Genomic DNA, 18,560 nt, shown 5'->3' on the forward strand with positions numbered 1-18,560 from the left:
ATAATTTTAAAAATTAAAAGGATTCAAATGCAAAGACTCTCTCTATATTTATTTCTCTTGGTTATAGTTAACAGCTATAGCCAAGAGTTAAATTTGCCTGTTTTTACACAATATTTGGCAGAAAATAATTTTGTGGTCTCACCGGCGTATGCTGGAATTGGAGATAATCTAAAGGTCAGGGCCAATGGGTTAACACAATGGGTAGGTATAAAAGATGCCCCACAGAACCAATCTATTTATGCCGATTTTAGAATTGCAGACCGCTCTGGTATTGGCGTATCTTTTTATAACGATAGCAATGGGCTTACCATTCAAAAAGGCGCCAAATTTTCTTTTGCACATCATCTTATTTTAGATTATTATGCCAAAATGTATTTATCATTTGGTATTTCTTATAATCTTAATAGTTTTAGAATTGATATTGATAAATTTGAAGCTTCTTCTCAAGACCCTTTCCCTGTGATACCAACAGATGATAGATCTACTACAAATAATAACTTTGATGTTAGTGCATTGTATAGGTTTAAAGGCTTTTTTATGAGTTTTAATGCTAATAATATTCTAGGTAAGGATATTGATGAAGCCATTAGGACTTTAGAGCCTAACTTGCTCTTAAATTATCAAATATACTCTGGATATACATTTAGAGGTCCTAAAAAGAGTGGTTTGGAATTTGAGCCATCGGTCTATTATCAATTATTTAGTAGTGATAAAAGATCAAGTACGGATTTAAATTTTAAATTTAGAAAGTTTAGTAGGAACGAAGATTATTATTGGGCCGGAATCTCATATCGTTTTCTTAACGATCAATTTTTTAAACCTTTAAACATTGGTCCCATGGTTGGTTTTAAGAAGTCTATTTTTTACTTAGGGTATGCTTATCAAATTACAACCAATAATCTGTCCAGTTTTAACTCAGGTACTCATATGGTTACCATAGGATTGGACTTTTTACGTGGTATTAGTAACTGTCCATGTACACAAAGCCCGGTACATTAATTAAATCTTCCTTTATTTTTCAATAAAATAGTGCGCTATATTTTTTTGGGATGTATAATTATTCTCTTGATCAAGAATAATTGTTTTTTCCCTTTTTACTCAGCAAACAGTCATGCTTGGGCGTTCCAGGGCGATGGAAAAATCTTTAATCTAAATTTTAAGGATACCTCATTGTGAGGCAGGCACGACCATAACAATCTCTTAATTTAAGTTGAAAAGGACCATGTCATTCAGAGCCTAGCGAAGAATCTCATGGTCATTAACAAACAAGCCTAGATTCTTCAGTCGTGCCTCCTTCTGAATGACATGGCGGCTTTGTATTGTACAGAGGTAGTGTCATTCTGAGGAGTGCCCAAGCGTGACTGCCTGCACTGAGCGCAGAAGTGTGAGGATCTGTCCATAGTTTATTTCAACTTAAAATCAAATAATGATAGTTCATTGTGAGGTCGGCAGACAGGGAGATACGATTAGCTTGTACTGAACGCAATCAAAGTGTCATAATCTTTTAACAAGAGCAGAAACGCACGCTACAAATACCCCATAAACTTGTTTCGTGGCAATTTACGCCCTTCCTAAACCACCCATTACAAATTTTATTTGTTGTTATGTTATAGTTAAGTCGATATAAAACAGCATAGAATATTTGGAAATAAAAAATTGAAGTTCAAGGCAAAAAACACAGGCATAACCTAGTTACGGCGAGTGTTTTTAACGAAGAAATTCGGTTTTTTACTCTGAAGGTTCATGTTATTTTATATTGATTTAGCTATAATTTTAAATACTGCTTTTCGAAAGCTTTAAAATTTAACATTTCATTAATAGGGAAAAAAAAGTTGAGAAGCGTCTTATTAATATAAACAAAAACAAACACTGATGATTAAACAACAAGTTAAAGCAATTGCTTTTTTACTATTTATAGTAAGCGCGACAAATAATTTACTTGCACAAAAGGCGGTTAAAAACATGGAACTAAGCAGTCTGCTACCCATAGACCAAAGTATAAAAAAAGGGGTGCTCCCAAATGGTTTAACCTATTATCTAAAAAGTACCGATGTTACTAAAAATGTAGCCAGTTATTATATAATCCAAAATGTAGGTTCTGTTTTAGAAAATGATAACCAACAAGGCTTAGCCCATTTTTTAGAGCACATGGCATTTAATGGAACCAAAAACTTTGAAGGGAAGGGCATTTTAAATACCATGCAAAAACACGGGTTGGTTTTTGGAAAAGATATTAATGCCTATACATCTTTTGATGAAACGGTTTATAATATAAATAATATCCCTACAACTCCAGAACTAATAGATACGGGCTTATTGGTATTACACGATTGGTCAAACTATTTATTGCTTACAGATGAGGAAATCGATGCAGAAAGAGGGGTTATTAAAGAAGAATGGCGTACACGCCAGAATGGTAATATGCGGGTTTTTCAGAAAAATATAGGTACTGTGTTTAATAATTCTAAGTATGCACAGCGTATGCCAATAGGACTCATGGATGTTGTTGATAATTTTGAATACAAAGCCTTACGCGATTTTTATCACGATTGGTATAGAACCGATTTGCAAGCTATAGCCGTTATAGGAGATATAGATGTTGATCAGGTTGAAGAAAAAATCAAGGCACTATTTTCAAGGATTCCAGCTATAAATAATCCTAAAGAGCGTTTTGTTGTTAATATTCCAGATAATGACACGATGCTATATTCTATGGCTATGGACGAAGAAATTTCGACATCTACTATAAGTTTTGGCATAAGACACCCTAAGCCTTTAAAAGAAGAAACCGTTGCAAGCTTAAAAGAGTCTTTATTAAATAGTATGATAACAAGTATGCTATCTGCAAGAATTACTGAGCTTTCCAGAAAACCAGAAGCTACTTTTTTGGGCGCGCGTTTAGGTTATGGAGACCATTCCAGAACAACAAAAGCTTTTAATGTTTCAATATACCCAAAGCCAAATAAACAGCATGAAGCATTTGAGTCTGTTTTAACAGAAGTTAATAGGGCAGTCAAATTTGGATTTGCCAAAGCAGAGGTAGAACGGGTTATTACGGATTTTACAAGTTATTACGAAAACCAGATTAGTAAAAAGGACGATATGTCCCATGCACGTATCGTTAAGCTAATACAAGGAGATTATTTAAATAATGCGGCTATTACAGATATTGAAAAAGAGTTCGAGATTGTAAAAGGAATTTTTAGCACATTGAAATTGGATGAAATTCACACAGCCCTTAAAAAATTATATACAGACAAAAACAGATTTTTAACGGTGACGGGTGTAAAAGGTAACCATAATTTGACCAAAGAAGAGGCATTAAACATCATTGATAAAGTAGAAAATGACACCTCTATAGAAGCTTATACAGATGAATTTGGTGGGAAAACACTAATATCTGGTATAACAATTAAAAAAGGTGCTATTATATCAGAAGAAGAAAATAAAACTTTAGGTTCCACAACATTTACCTTGGGTAATGACATTAAAGTACATTACAAATATGCCAATAAGAATGCAAACGATGTAAAATTAAGAGCGATAAGTAAAGGGGGCACCTCATTATTAAAAGATACAGACTTACCCTCAGCGAATTTATTGGGCAATGTGGTACAATATTCCGGATTGGGAGATTATTCTGCCACGGATTTACCAAAAGTGCTGGCGGGCAAAGCTGCAAGTGCATCAATTGATGTTTCCGGCTTATCAGAAAGCATTTCAGGGTCGTCCGTAACTAAAGATGTAGAAACCATGTTACAGATGGTATATCTTCGTTTCGTAAAGCCTCGTTTTGATGAGAACGGATTTAATGTTATCATGCAGAATGTAGAAAATTACAAAATAAGAAGAAAGGAAAATATAGGCGAGAAAATGAAAGACAGTATGACGGTTGCACTATATGGAAACGATCACCCAAAACAGCGCCTATTTAATGACGATTTTATTAAAGATATTTCCTTTGAAAAAATAAAAGCTATCTATAATGACAGGTTTGGTAATGCTGCAGATTTCGAGTTTTTTATTGTAGGAGATATTCAAAAAAAGTCTCTAAAGCCTTTATTGGAAAAATATATAGCAAGTATACCTACCAACGATATAAAAGAAGATTGGAAAAATAATGAGAGCCCTTGGTTGAGCGAAAAAATAGATAAGGACATCTATCTAAAAATGGAAGACCCAAAAAGTTCCGTAAGGATTTTATATAAAAATGACTACGAATATAGTTTAAAAAATGCCATGTTAGCTCGTGCATTAGGGGATATGTTGGATTTAAGATATACAGAAACGTTAAGAGAAGAAGAAGGTGGAACCTATGGAGCTGGTGTCAATGCTGGTTTATCTAAACGACCATTGCAAAAAGCGTCTATTTCTGTAAATTTTGATTGTAACCCGGAAAAGGTCGAAACTTTAATAGGCATCGTGCACGAAGAAATAAACAAAATAGCACAAGGCGATATTATTCAAGAAGATTTAGATAAAACGCTTACAAATTATTTAAAAGAAAGAAAACAGCAAAAAGATTATAACAGTTACGATATGAGTTTGTTAACACGTTTTTATCGTGAAGGTTATAATATGAACGATTCAAAGAATTTTGAGGATATTATTAATAATATTACAACCAAGGATATTCAGAATTTTGCTAAAACACTTTTAAAAGATGCAAAATCATATGAAATAGTATTCAAACCTAAAGTTTAAAATATTATACCAGATAGTGACGAGGTATGAGCGACGAGAAATCATCAGAAGGACGGGATTTCCCCCTCATACCTCGTTAATTTCAACGAAAGGGGAAATCACATAAGAGCTTTTATAACTAGAATTCTTTCCCTGGCAGCCCCTTAATAAAACCAAAAACCGTATCCATAATAGGGTTTCTATTATGTTTGTTCCAGACCATTGAAAGTGTGGTTTTTTGTTTTATTTTAGACAATTCAATGCATTTTACTTTTTTGTTATTGCGGTCTATTAGTGATTTAGGAACGATAGACACTCCAAAATTATTCTCCACAAGTTTATATATAGAGCCTGCATGAATGGTATTATGGGAAACGATAGGGGAAAAGCCACTATCATCGAAAATTTGCATCACTTTTTCATAATAGGTAGCGCTGTATTTAGGGTCAAATAAAATAAATGATTCCTCCTTTAATTGATACAAACCTTTAAAGTTCTCTTTATTTAGAGTATGGCTATGCGGTAATACCAAACAAAAATTTTCTTTTAAAATAGGCTTAATTCCTAATTCCTTTGGTACGCGGTCCAAGCGTACAAAGCCTAAATCTATATGGTACGAAAGTAACTCCTCTATTTGTTTATGATTATCCATTTCCTTTAAGTTGAAAAGTACATGAGGATGTTCTTTCTTAAAAGCTACTAATAAATTTGGAATTATTTCCTGCATAGCAGAGCCAACATACCCAAATTTTAAATCGCCCTTTTTACCATCGTTCAATAATTTTGCATGATAAAAAGTATGTTCCAGGTTTTTTACATTTAAGGCCAATTCCTCTTTAAGGTATTCACCGGCCTTGGTTAGTATGACCTTTCTATTATGTCTTTCAAATAAAAGCACCCCCAGATCATCTTCCATCTGTTTAATTTGCCTGCTCAAACCTGGCTGGGAAATAAATAGCCGTTCTGCAGCTTTTCTAAAATGTAAATCCTTAGCAACCGCTAAAAAATATTTTATATGTCTTAACTCAATTTGATAACTCATAGTTATTATTTTGTTGCTTAGATGATATTGTTGGTTATCAAAAATAAAAATAACTTTGTGATTCACCAATTATTAAAGCATGACATTTAAATACGGTATAGATCATTTAACAGTCGATAAGGTGTTGGCCATTTCTAAAGGCACATTAGACGCGGTTATTACTGATGAAGCAAAAGACCAAGTGGTAGCTTGTAGAAAGAAGGTTGAGACCATGGCAGCCGGGGATAAAGCAGTATATGGTATTAATACGGGGTTTGGGCCATTATGCGATGTTCAGATTACAGTGGAAGAGACCAATAAATTACAGGAAAACCTTTTAATTACACATGCTGTTGGCGTAGGAAACCCTATAGACAAGGAATTGTCCAAGATCATGATGATCTGTAAGGTTCATGCTTTATGCCAAGGGTATTCTGGCGTCCGATTGGAATTAATTGAAAGGATTTTATATTTTATTGACCATGATTTACTGCCCGTAGTCCCAGAACAAGGCTCTGTTGGAGCATCAGGGGATTTGGCACCATTGTCACATTTATTTTTACCTTTAATGGGAGAAGGGGAATTTTGGATCGATAATAAAATAGAGCCTGCAAAAATCGGGTTGGAAAAACACCAATTAACTCCTTTAACGTTACAGGCTAAAGAAGGTCTGGGTTTAATAAATGGAACACAGTTTATTTTGGCGCATGCTATTATGGGCTTAAATAAAATGGGTTATTTATTGGATTTGGCGGATGTTTCTGGTGCGATGAGCATTGAAGGGTACCAGGGAAGTGCTTCGCCATTTAGAGCCGAGTTACATAAAATAAGACCTTTTAAAGGCACCATGAAAGTAGCCAAAAGAATGTCTATGCTACTTTATAAGTCACAAAACCTAAACGCTCACGAAAATTGTGAGCGTGTTCAAGACCCTTATTCCATGCGCTGTATCCCTCAAGTTCATGGCGCGTCCAGAAATGCTTATTATCATTTAAAGGAATTGACGGAAATAGAAATGAACTCTGTGACAGATAACCCCATTGTCTTAAGCGATACCGAAGCCATTTCCGGAGGAAACTTTCACGGACAACCTTTGGCCATGGCATTGGATTATGCTTCTATTGCAGCATCAGAATTAGGAAATATTTCAGATAGAAGATGCTACTTATTATTAGAGGGGAAGTTTGGACTGCCACGATTATTAACGAGTGGTGGCGGGTTAAATTCTGGTTTTATGATCCCGCAATACACCACAGCAGCTTTGGTGACAGAAAATAAATCATTATGTTTTCCACCATCGGCAGATAGCGTTCCAACATCTTTAGGACAAGAGGACCATGTGTCTATGGGAAGTATTTCAGGTCGTAAATTCAATCAGATATTAGGAAACATCGATAAAATACTGGCCATAGAACTTATGTATGGGGCACAAGCTTTAGAATTTAGAAGACCCAACACTTTTTCGGATATTATTGAAGAAAATTTCAGGATCATTAGAGGAAAAGTTCCAAAATTAGAGGATGATAGAATTTTAAAAAATGATATCAATATGATGATTCAATTAGTTAAAGCACAAGTTTTCATTTTAAAGTAAACATAGACATGACGTTTCAAGATCAAATATTACAGGGAATCCCTAATGTCTTACCAACCAAAAGGGGATATCCATTGGACATAAATAGAGCTCCAAAACGAAAGGATATTTTATCCCTAGAGGAAAAACAATTAGCTATTAAAAATGCCTTGCGTTATTTTCCAAAAGATTGGCATCGGGAACTGGCTATTGAATTTGCAGAGGAATTGAAAGCATATGGTAGGATTTATATGTATAGATTCAAACCGGATTATAAGATATATGCAAGACCCATTTCTCAATACCCTGCTAAATCTTCGCAAGCTGCGGCTATTATGCTCATGATTCAAAATAATCTAAACCCTGCCGTTGCACAGCATCCAGAGGAGTTAATAACCTATGGGGGCAATGGTGCCGTATTCCAGAATTGGGCGCAGTATCTTTTGGTGATGCAATATTTGGCGACCATGACAGATGAACAAACCTTACATATATATTCGGGGCATCCCATGGGTTTATTTCCTTCGTCTAAAAATGCACCAAGAGTTATTGTAACCAATGGCATGATGATCCCTAATTATTCGCAACCAGATGATTGGGAAAAATTTAATGCCTTGGGAGTGACCCAATATGGACAGATGACAGCAGGTTCGTTTATGTATATAGGGCCACAGGGCATTGTACACGGAACCACGATTACGGTTATGAATGCTTTTCGTAAAATTTTACCAAAAGGAGCAGATTCTAAAGGAAAAATATTTTTAACAGCGGGACTAGGAGGGATGAGCGGTGCACAGCCCAAAGCTGGTAATATAGCAGGTTGTATCACTGTTTGCGCAGAAGTGAATCCAAAAGCAGCCGCCAAACGTTATGAGCAAGGTTGGGTGGATGTATTGATTGATACTATGGATGACCTGATTATTAGGGTTAAGCAAGCACAAGCAAATGAGGAGGTCGTCTCTATAGCGTTTATTGGAAATGTTGTCGAGGTATGGGAACGGTTTGATGAAAATAATATTTTTGTTCACGTAGGTTCAGACCAGACCTCATTGCATATTCCATGGACCGGGGGCTATTATCCTGTTGGTATTTCGTATGAAGAATCCAACCGACTCATTCGAGAAGCACCAGAAATATTTAAGGAAAAAGTACAGGAATCATTGCGTAGACATGCCACAGCTATTAATAACCACACTAAAAAAGGGACTTATTTTTTCGATTATGGTAATGCCTTTTTATTGGAGTCGTCCAGAGCAGGAGCAGATGTGATGGCAGAAAATGGGATTGATTTTAAATACCCATCGTATGTACAGGATATTTTGGGCCCCATGTGCTTTGATTATGGTTTTGGTCCTTTCCGTTGGGTTTGTACTTCTGGAAAACCTGAAGATTTGGATAAGACAGATAACATGGCTACTACCGTTTTACAAGAAATCATGGAAAAGGCACCTGAAGAAATCCAGTTGCAAATGCAAGACAATATAACCTGGATTAAAAATGCCAAAAAAAATAACATGGTCGTAGGGTCTCAAGCGCGTATATTATATGCAGATGCTGAAGGACGTTCTAAGATTGCTGAAGCATTTAATAATGCCATTGCAGCTAGAAAAATAGGGCCTGTAGTTTTAGGAAGGGACCATCATGACGTAAGCGGTACGGATTCACCTTTTAGGGAAACCTCCAATATTTATGATGGCAGTAAGTTTACCGCAGATATGGCTATTCACAATGTTATTGGTGATAGTTTTAGAGGTGCTACATGGGTATCTATCCATAATGGAGGAGGTGTTGGTTGGGGAGAAGTGATAAACGGTGGTTTTGGTATGCTATTGGATGGCACGCCAGAAGCAGGGGCTCGTTTAAAGAGCATGCTGTTTTACGATGTAAACAATGGCATTGCCCGTAGAAGCTGGGCTCGAAATAAAGAAGCTATCTTTGCCATAAAACGTGAAATGGCAAGAACACCTCATTTAAAAGTGACGATTCCTAATTTAGTGGAAGATAACATACTCAACAATTTATTTTAATGGCTACCTTATTCAAAAATATAAAAGAACTCATTCAAGTTCGTAGAGAACCCATATCATTTGTTTCAGGAAAGGCAATGAGTGAGTTGCCAACCATAAAAAATGCTTTTTTAGTGGTCGATAACGGATTGATTTCCGATTTTGGAAACATGGAGGATTGCCCTAAAACAGGTTTTTCGGAAGTTATTGATGCAACTGGAAGAATGGTACTGCCATCCTGGTGCGATTCCCATACACATATAGTCTATGCTGGTAATCGAGAGGACGAGTTTGTAGATCGCATAAAAGGCCTGTCTTATGAAGCCATTGCAGCTAACGGTGGCGGCATTTTAAATTCAGCTAAAAAGTTACAGGAAACTTCAGAAGACGCATTATATCAGCAAAGCAGGCAGCGTTTGGAAGCCGTTATTCAGTTAGGGACAGGAGCCATTGAAATTAAATCTGGTTATGGTTTAACGGTAGATGCCGAGTTAAAGATGTTACGTGTTATTAAACGTTTAAAAGAGACCTATCCCTTAGCTGTTAAAGCGACTTTTTTAGGAGCACATGCCCTCCCTTTAGAGTATAAAGAAAATAAAGAAGGGTATTTAAGGCTATTAATTGATGAAGCACTTCCCAAAATTGCAGAAGAAAACTTAGCAGAATACATCGATATTTTTTGTGAAACAGGTTATTTTTCTGTAGAAGACACTGCACTGATTCTTGAAGCTGGTAAAAAATATGGGTTAATACCCAAAATTCATGTCAATCAATTTACGGCTATAGGAGGCGTTCAAGTTGGGGTAAAGTATCAGGCTTTGTCTGTAGATCACTTAGAAGTCATGCGCGACGAAGATATTAAAGCCCTTAAGAACACCAATACCATGCCTGTGGCGCTACCAAGCTGCTCATATTTTTTAAGTATTCCGTATACGCCAGCTCGTGAGATGATTCATGCGGGATTGCCCTTGGCATTAGCAACCGATTACAACCCAGGTTCTACGCCCTCTGGAAATATGAATTTTGTAATATCAACGGCTTGTATAAAAATGAAAATGACTCCAGAAGAAGCTATTAATGCTGCGACTGTAAATGGTGCTTATGCAATGGGACTAGAGGATCAAGTGGGCTCTATAACTATAGGTAAGCAGGCTAATCTAATCCTTACTAAACAAATTAATTCTTATGGATTTATTCCGTATTCATTTGGGACGAACCAGATTGAGAAAGTGTATCTAAAAGGTCAGGAAATTATATGTCATTCAGAGCGCAGCGAAGAATCTCAAGCAGAGCGCAGCGAAGAATCTCAAGGACATTAACAGTGAATAAAAGCTAAAGGCACTATGGCTAACGATTATGCTTTATACTTGTAGATAAAAAAGAATTTAGATTCTTCAGTCGTACCTCCCTGTCTGCCGACAGGCAGGCTTCTGAATGACACTGTCGTACCTCCCTGTCTGCCGACAGCTACTGTGTACCTACATCTTTTTCGGTATATAAGCTAAAAGTTTTTTTACTTACTTTTTCTTTGCTCGTCCAAAGAAAAGTAACAAAAGAAAAGACGCCCTTTCGAGAGGGATTTCTTCTCACGCTCTCGCTTGAGAAGAACCGAGCCCAAAACTTCGCGTCGCCCCACCGCCAATGCTCCTGTGCTCCGAAGCTTTTGCGCTCTATCCTTCCGAAAGGTCGGGGACAGCCCAATGGCTTTTTCTCGGCAATAGGCAGAGAGACCAGACCGTACCAAAAAAGAATGGCCACGGAGGCTGGCACAGCGGCCTATCCAGGGTTCTGTTGAAAATCAAGGGGTCAGCGTAAAGGTCTTGAGATAAAAAGCTGTTTGAGCCAGATTGGGTTATCGGTGGCCCTGTATCTATGGCAAACAAAAGGGCTAGCAAACAAACAAAGACCATATGGCTAGTTCTTTTTATCTGTGGCTGGGGCCTCCGTAGCATTTTCTACAGAATTCTGGTAAGCCTAGACCTTTTTGGGTCTTTTTGCGGCAATGGCAAAAAGATCATGTTAATTATTTTGTTTATTTATTTGTGGGTACACCGTAGCTGCCGACAGGCAGGCTTCTGAATGACACCTAGGTTCACTTTTCAATAATTTCTATTTCAAATAATTTATCCCAATGTTTACCGGTTACAAAAATGGTATTGGTTTTTGGGTTATAAGCGATGCCATTGAGAACATTTAGTTTTTCATGTTGAGTAACAAGCTTTTTAAGGGGAGATAAATCAATAACACCAGTAACAGCACCATTTTTAGGATTAATAATGGCCACACCATCTTTTTGATAGCGATTGGTATATATTTTTCCATTTATCCATTCCATTTCATTGATGCCAACAATTTTTCCTTTATTGGTATATACTTGGATAAATGATTCCTCTGTTAAGGTTTCTGGATTTAAAAGCCATATTTTTTCCGTACCATCACTTTTATAAATAGTAGTTTCATTGCTGCATAATCCCCAGCCTTCCTTACTATTTCCATATTTGAAACTGCTTATTTTATCAAAAGAATTTACATCATAAACAAAACCAATGTTTTCTTTCCATGTTAATTGATATATTTTATCCTTTAAAATAGTAAGCCCTTCCCCAAAATATTCATCCGCTAGGTCAATGCTTTTAATAATTTTTCCTGTTTTATAATCAATTTTTCTAAGCTTGGATTTTTTATATTGACCAGAACTTTCATACAGGGTATCATTAAAAAACTCAATCCCTTGGGTATACGATGTGATGTCGTGTGGGTATTCATTTCTAATTTTATAGTGATAAACTTTTGGAGGTGTATCATTTAATAAAGTAACAGTTGTACTAACTTTTTCTTTTTCATTGTTAAAGTATACCATCGCTTCAATAGTTTGTTTTCCTAACTTGAAGTTAGCGAGTTGAATATTATCACCAACCCTAATACCGTCTAAAGTATAGGATACAGAATCTATAATCTGCTTTTTTTTGTTTTCTAGAGACAGTAACAAAGCCTCATTGATAGAAATATCGCCTTTATTGGCATTTGTTTTAATAGAAAAGCCGCTCTTATTTTTACCAGAGTTAGAACCGCAAGAAATAATTAATCCACCTAAAAATATGATTAATAGATATTTAAAAGTATTCATTGTTTGTTTTTAAATTTGAAGCAAGATATTTATTTAAAATCAGTTTAAAAAATCATTGCGAAAATTTTAAAAGATTGTATCTTTGCACTCGGCAAGTCCTACACAACCAGCTCCTGTTGAATCCTCCAGGTCGGGAACGAAGCAAAGGTAAATGGTCGTAGCGGTGTGATGTAGGTAGCTTGCCTTTTTTTGTACAATAAATTTAAATCTTGAAAGCTTTGGCGCATCAAGATTTTTTAATTTAATTGTACTTTTGATACTTCAATTATTTAAAAATATATGTCTAAAGTTGTTTTAATTACAGGTGGTTCATCAGGAATAGGAAAATCTATTGGAGAATATTTAATTCAAAAAAACTTTATAGTTTATGGTACCAGTAGACATCCGGACAGATATGAAAATAGCAAGTTCCCTATTTTGGCATTAGATGTAAAAGAGCATGCGACCATACTAGAAACGGTAAAAACCATTATAGAAAAAGAGCGCAGGCTGGATGTTGTTATAAATAATGCAGGAGCTGGTATTACTGGGCCCATTGAAGAAATACCAGAAGCGGAAATTAAGAATAATTTTGAAACCAATTTTTTTGGTCCTATTAATGTTATTAAAGCAGTATTGCCACAAATGCGCGCACAACAATCCGGGCTCATTATAAATATAACGTCTATTGCGGGTTATATGGGATTACCATATCGAGGTATTTATAGTGCAAGTAAAGGTGCTTTAGAGCTTTTAACTGAAGCTTTTAGAATGGAGCTTAAAGATTTTAATATTAAAATGACCAATGTAGCGCCCGGTGATTTTGCGACAAATATTGCAGCTGGTCGTTATCATGCACCACTTCTTGAAACGTCCCCTTATAAGAAACCATATGGGGATTCATTAAATTTAATGGATGCGCATGTAGATAATGGGAGTCATCCAAATTTAATGGCACAAGCCATATATAAGATTATAAATACAAGGCACCCAAAGGTGCATTATAAAGTAGGGGAGTTTATGCAAAAATTTTCTATTGTTTTAAAAAGAATATTACCGGACAAGGTTTATGAAAAGCTGTTGATGAACCATTATAAGCTTTAAAACCTGAGTTTCTATGTTAAAAACATTTTCGGCATATTATTTGATAATTATTGTTTCTAAACTTAAAAATGATGAGGCGATATTTACTTATAATTCTTTTAATTTCTCTTTTTTCTTTTAGTGGTTGTGATGATGTATTAGATTGCATTATTAATGTAAGACCGGAATTACATGTAAAAACCTTAGCGATTGGATATGTTGATGAGTATTATTCTGAAAATATTACTGCAGAAATTAAGAATGAAGTACACGATAATGATTATGATTATTATTTTGATGTTTCTGGAAGACTACCAGAAGGCATAGATGTTTTTTATAATAGACATAGAGAAGTCGTGTTTAAAGGGATTCCAGAAGAATCTGGTCGATTTTCCATTAAAGTATTCTTAGAGGTCATACCGCGCTATGATGAATTTGGAAATAACGGGCCTTTATGTACCGATACTGCCTCTAGAACATACGTTCTAGCTATTAAATAGATAAAGAATTTATCTATTTAATAGATCTAAAAGTTGCTTCTCAAATTTTACGGAAAAAATATTGGTATGACTATTTACTATTTTTTTGTTTTTATCTATTATTAAAGCTTTGGTCATTGGATGAATAGCAAGCGTTTTAATGGCCTCTTTTGGATTTTTGAATACATATTCGTTTTTAAATACATATTTATTTCTTTTTAATGATTGTCTTGATTTTTCTAATTCGTGGTTATCTATATTAATAGTAATGAATACAACTTCTGGGTATTTTATCTTTAGTTCTTTTATCTTTTTATGATTGTCTTTAAAATGTTTATGAAACGTATGAGACCAAAAACTGATAACGGTGGTAGTATTTATAATAGAATTGATATCAAATTCAACATTAGCATAATCAATAAGTTTAATACTAGGTAAATTAGAACCTTCTTTTAAATTATTTATTGAGTTTGTGTAGCTTGTTATCTTGTTTTTATCCTCTTCACTTTTAGTTTTACTTAAATAAGATTTTAAAACGACAGTGTTATTCTCTACATTTTTATTTTTCGATATATAACTCATTGTAAAATCATAAAGTAATTTATCTTTAACAGCAGTATTCGTTACCAAACTATCAATAAGCTTTAATCTATCTAAGTTATAGCATAATGAATATATATTGAAGTCTTTATCATCAGAATGAGCACTGTGTTCTTTTAATGAAATATTACTAAGATTGTGTTTTAAAAATCTATGGTACTTATAATAATGCACAGAAAAGTCATCATTATAACTAATATTTTTTCTGTAATCATAAAAATCTTCCGGGAGTGAATTTAAGATAGTATTTTTATCCTTTCCATAATGTACAAACGGATATATTTCTTTGCTTGAATAATAGTTATAATCAATATTTGCCTGCGCAATTTTTTTAAATAGAGGAGACGTCTCATGTTTATCTATAAAAGTCTCATATTTTTTAATCTTTGTTTTTTTTAATGAATCTATCCGGTTTTGATAAACAGCAGGAGTTAATTGGCAAAGCTTAAATATATGTTTCTCCTCAATTTCGTTTTCTAAAAATTCATTTATTAAATAATTATTTTTTTTAGAACCTATACCAGTGAAAACTAGCGATTCATCAAATTCCAAAGTATTCAATCTAAAAAGAAGACTGTCTTGGGGTTCTAATAATATCATTTGATATTCATCTCCATGTCTAAATGAATATAACCCTTCTTTTAGATCATGAATTTTATATAAAAACCTGTTTCTACTGTCAAGTTTAATAGTATCGACGGTCTCTTCGGCCTTTAATAATACGACATAATTAGTGGCTGGGTTAATAATTTCCCCACCAATATATGCATCATTAACAGCCATATCACTTTTACCCTCTTTACAACTTAAAAGTGTTAATAGTGTTAATATTATTGAAAAGTATAACTTCATAAAAATCCCTCTAAAATAGTATTAAAATAATACAGATTATTATACAAAAATATGCGTTGTATTTAGAAACTGCTGTTAATGCGTTGTTAAATATTGCCATAGCTAGAAAAAATGAAACTTTTTTATTATCAAATTGGTATGGTATTAAAGGTTAAAACCTTGCAATTTATTGCAATTGCTTTTTTTATTCTTTTAGGTGGAAGTTTGAAGCACGAAGTTGTTTTCAAAAAAGGGCGTGTTTTTCTTCCATCTTCTGACTTCTAGCTTCTAGCCAATGTTCATGCTCACAATTGAATTTCATTCGAGATTAAATCTATTATATTTCCAATTCATAATGATTTATTTAAAAAGAGCGTATCTAAGTTTCTTTGTGCCACTTGAATTTTCTACTTTTGCAAAAACTTACAACGACGGGGTATGTCAAGGAGTAAACCGCATTAATTTGTAAGTATTTAATAAAATAGAAATATCTGAGTAAATTAAAACGACTTTTATGCTATCAGTATCAAATCTTTCAGTTCAATTTGGAAAACGTATTCTTTTTGATGAAGTAAATACAACCTTTAATAATGGTAATTGTTATGGGATTATTGGTGCCAATGGTTCTGGAAAATCTACATTTTTAAAAATTCTTTCTGGTAAGCAGGAAGCCACATCCGGTCATGTTTCTTTAGAATCTGGAAAACGCATGTCTGTATTAGAGCAAAATCACAATTTGTACGATGCGCATACTGTTTTAGAGACTGTTTTAATGGGAAATAAACCTTTGTTTAAGGTGAAATCTGAAATGGATGCACTTTATGCAAACTATTCTGATGAAAATGCTGAAAAAATTGGAGAACTACAGGTGCAGTTTGAAGAAATGAATGGATGGAATGCCGATAGTGATGCGGCTGCTATGCTATCTAATTTAGGTATTAAGGAAGAATTTCATTATACCCTAATGAGCGATTTGGATGGTAAACAAAAAGTACGTGTTTTATTAGCACAGGCATTATTTGGTAATCCAGATGTCTTGATTATGGATGAACCAACAAATGATTTGGATTATGAAACCATTTCATGGCTCGAAAATTTCTTGGCAAATTATGATAATTGTGTTATCGTTGTATCGCACGACCGTCACTTCTTAGATGCTGTATGTACGCATATCTCTGATATTGATTTTGGGAAAATAAATCATTTTTCGGGAAACTATACTTTTTGGTATGAATCGTCCCAATTAGCTGCTCGTCAACGCGCCCAACAAAATAAAAAGGCTGAAGAAAAGAAAAAAGAATTAGAAGAATTTATCAGACGTTTTTCTGCCAACGTGGCAAAAAGTAAGCAAGCTACCAGTAGAAAAAAGATGATCGATAAGTTAAATATTAATGACATAAAACCAACATCACGCCGATATCCTGCTATTATTTTTGAACGTGATAGGGAAGCGGGAGATCAAATTTTAAATGTTGAAGGTTTAGCGGCGTCTGTGGATGGAGAAATCTTATTTAAAGGCATAGATTTAAATCTGGCTAAAGGGGACAAGGTAGTTGTTTTTTCTAGGGATTCTAGAGCTACGACAGCGTTTTATCAAATATTAAATAATAAAGAAAAGGCGGATGCTGGTAAATTTGATTGGGGGATTACAACGACGCAATCTTATTTACCATTAGATAACAGTGAGTTTTTTAATAATGATTTAAGCTTAATTGATTGGTTACGCCAATGGGCGCAAACAGAAGAAGAAAGGGAAGAAGTTAATATTAGGGGCTTCTTAGGAAAAATGATTTTTAGTGGCGAAGAAGCATTTAAAAAATCTTCTGTTTTATCTGGGGGTGAGAAAGTGCGTTGCATGTTATCTAGAATGATGATGACGAGAGCCAATGTGCTTCAATTGGATGAACCTACAAATCATTTGGATTTAGAGAGTATAACAGCTTTCAATAATTCGTTAAAGAACTTTAAAGGCACTATTTTGTTTACTACACATGATCACGAATTTGCACAAACTGTAGCTAATAGAGTGGTGGAACTAACACCAAATGGTGTTATTGATAGATACACAACGTTCGATGAGTATATGCAAGATCCTAAAATCAAGGAATTGCGTAATAAAATGTATGCGGTTACGGTTTAGCAATGTTATAATTTACTGAATGTCCGTAATGATGCATAATGATATTTTTCTTTGGACGAGCAAAGAAATCGAAGATTCACGAACACCTATTTATCAAATAAGATCAGTGAGCTAAATCGAAGATTCACGAACACCTATTTATCAAATAAGATCAGTGAGCTAAATCGAAGATTCACGAACACCTATTTATCAAATTATATCAGTGAGCTAAATCGAAGATTCACGAACTCCTATTTATCAAATAAGATCAGTGAGCTAAATCGAAGATTCACGAACACCTATTTATCAAATAAGATCAGTGAGCTAAATCGAAGATTCACGAACACCTATTTATCAAATAAGATCAGTGAGCTAAATCGAAGATTCACGAACTCCTATTTATCAAATTATATCTGTGAGCTAAAAGCAAGTAAAAAGGGAAATAAGCTTTTGTTCTTTATATTGAAAAAAGATGTGGGTACACCGTAGCCGTCCGGCAGCCGAAGTGCTCAGTATAAACTAAAAGCCGAAAGGCTCAGACTGACATTACGGCCTTAACTTAATGACATTGAACTAAGGCCATGCTTTCATACCCACTGTCCCTGCCTCGTCGGCAGGCCGGAAGCTGAGCACATGTTTTCTATTTCATATAAGCTCACTATAATTCAAACTATTTAAGGGGCATTTCACTTTCCAATAGGTATTTTAACAATGGTATTTATGTTAATATTTTCTAGCTCATTAACAATGCGTTGTACAATGAGTATCATATAAAAATGAATTATTGTGAACTGTTTTATATTATACCAATTATGAATTAAAATGAGCAACAGAAAACGACATAGCTTATTTGTTTTAGCCAGCTGCATGTTATTTGCATAGCCTAAGCTCAATGTCATTAAGTTAAGGAAATTTGTTCTTTATTTGTCACATTGAGCGCAGTCCTTTAGATTTGTATAATAGATTATATCTATAATGATGATGATGATTAAAGAGGGGGTGCAGGGGGAGACTCATAGCTAATAAAAATGTTAATAACTTTGAATTGATGAATAAATA

11 protein-coding genes and 1 other RNA gene are annotated in these 18,560 nt (G+C 34.5%); 9 read left to right on the top strand and 3 right to left on the bottom strand.

The genetic code is table 11. From position 1 onward, the window contains the following. Positions 1–27 precede the first annotated feature (27 nt). Both PQO00_RS18905 and PQO00_RS18910 read left to right on the top strand, forming a co-directional pair. Entirely contained in the window at positions 28–999 is a 972-nt protein-coding gene (locus PQO00_RS18905; protein ID WP_274186421.1) for a type IX secretion system membrane protein PorP/SprF, read from the top strand. A gap of 873 nt (positions 1,000–1,872) precedes the next feature. Beyond that, entirely contained in the window at positions 1,873–4,704 is a 2,832-nt protein-coding gene (locus PQO00_RS18910; RefSeq protein ID WP_274186422.1) for a pitrilysin family protein, read from the top strand. Between the two features lie 118 nt (positions 4,705–4,822). Here the strand turns inward: PQO00_RS18910 and PQO00_RS18915 are convergent, their stop codons facing one another. After that, positions 4,823–5,725: a LysR family transcriptional regulator gene (locus PQO00_RS18915; protein WP_274186423.1), complete on the bottom strand. Its 903-nt coding sequence runs from the start codon at positions 5,723–5,725 to the stop codon at positions 4,823–4,825. Between the two features lie 79 nt (positions 5,726–5,804). Between PQO00_RS18915 and hutH the strand changes: the two genes are divergently transcribed. Genes hutH through hutI form a run of 3 tightly spaced genes read left to right on the top strand, consistent with a single transcriptional unit; the run spans position 5,805 to position 10,602 of the window. After that, a complete protein-coding gene (gene hutH / locus PQO00_RS18920; RefSeq protein WP_274186424.1) occupies positions 5,805–7,298 on the top strand; it encodes a histidine ammonia-lyase in 1,494 nt (497 codons plus the stop codon). An 8-nt stretch (positions 7,299–7,306) separates the two neighbouring features. Then, positions 7,307–9,304, top strand: coding sequence for a urocanate hydratase (locus tag PQO00_RS18925; protein ID WP_274186425.1), 1,998 nt, complete (start codon positions 7,307–7,309; stop codon positions 9,302–9,304). Next, complete coding sequence (hutI, locus tag PQO00_RS18930; RefSeq protein WP_274186426.1) at positions 9,304–10,602, top strand: imidazolonepropionase; 1,299 nt, start codon at positions 9,304–9,306, stop codon at positions 10,600–10,602. The genes PQO00_RS18925 and hutI overlap by 1 nt, the downstream gene beginning before the upstream one ends. A 773-nt stretch (positions 10,603–11,375) precedes the next feature. On the opposite strand, the gene PQO00_RS18935 is transcribed toward hutI, so the two are convergent. Further along, a complete protein-coding gene (locus PQO00_RS18935; protein WP_274186427.1) occupies positions 11,376–12,410 on the bottom strand; it encodes a glutaminyl-peptide cyclotransferase in 1,035 nt (344 codons plus the stop codon). Positions 12,411–12,499: 89 nt separating this feature from the next. Between PQO00_RS18935 and ffs the strand changes: the two genes are divergently transcribed. From ffs to PQO00_RS18950, 3 genes are all read left to right on the top strand, one after another. After that, positions 12,500–12,598: signal recognition particle sRNA small type (gene ffs / locus PQO00_RS18940), an RNA gene on the top strand. Between the two features lie 91 nt (positions 12,599–12,689). Beyond that, positions 12,690–13,493 carry an SDR family oxidoreductase gene (locus PQO00_RS18945; RefSeq protein WP_274186428.1) on the top strand — a complete coding sequence of 268 codons (804 nt, stop codon included), beginning with the start codon at positions 12,690–12,692 and terminating at the stop codon, positions 13,491–13,493. Positions 13,494–13,564: 71 nt separating this feature from the next. Beyond that, positions 13,565–13,972, top strand: coding sequence for a hypothetical protein (locus PQO00_RS18950; protein ID WP_274186429.1), 408 nt, complete (start codon positions 13,565–13,567; stop codon positions 13,970–13,972). Between the two features lie 9 nt (positions 13,973–13,981). On the opposite strand, the gene PQO00_RS18955 is transcribed toward PQO00_RS18950, so the two are convergent. Then, positions 13,982–15,403, bottom strand: a complete 1,422-nt coding sequence (locus PQO00_RS18955; RefSeq protein WP_274186430.1) for a hypothetical protein — start codon at positions 15,401–15,403, stop codon at positions 13,982–13,984. 493 nt (positions 15,404–15,896) lie between these two features. Here PQO00_RS18955 and PQO00_RS18960 point away from each other — a divergent pair, with 493 nt between their 5' ends. Further along, positions 15,897–17,522 (top strand): ABC-F family ATP-binding cassette domain-containing protein, encoded by a 1,626-nt coding sequence (locus tag PQO00_RS18960; protein WP_274186431.1) that lies wholly within the window; start codon positions 15,897–15,899, stop codon positions 17,520–17,522. Positions 17,523–18,560 lie beyond the last annotated feature (1,038 nt).

It is taken from the genome of Flavivirga sp. 57AJ16 (assembly GCF_028736925.1).
Lineage (GTDB): Bacteria > Bacteroidota > Bacteroidia > Flavobacteriales > Flavobacteriaceae > Flavivirga.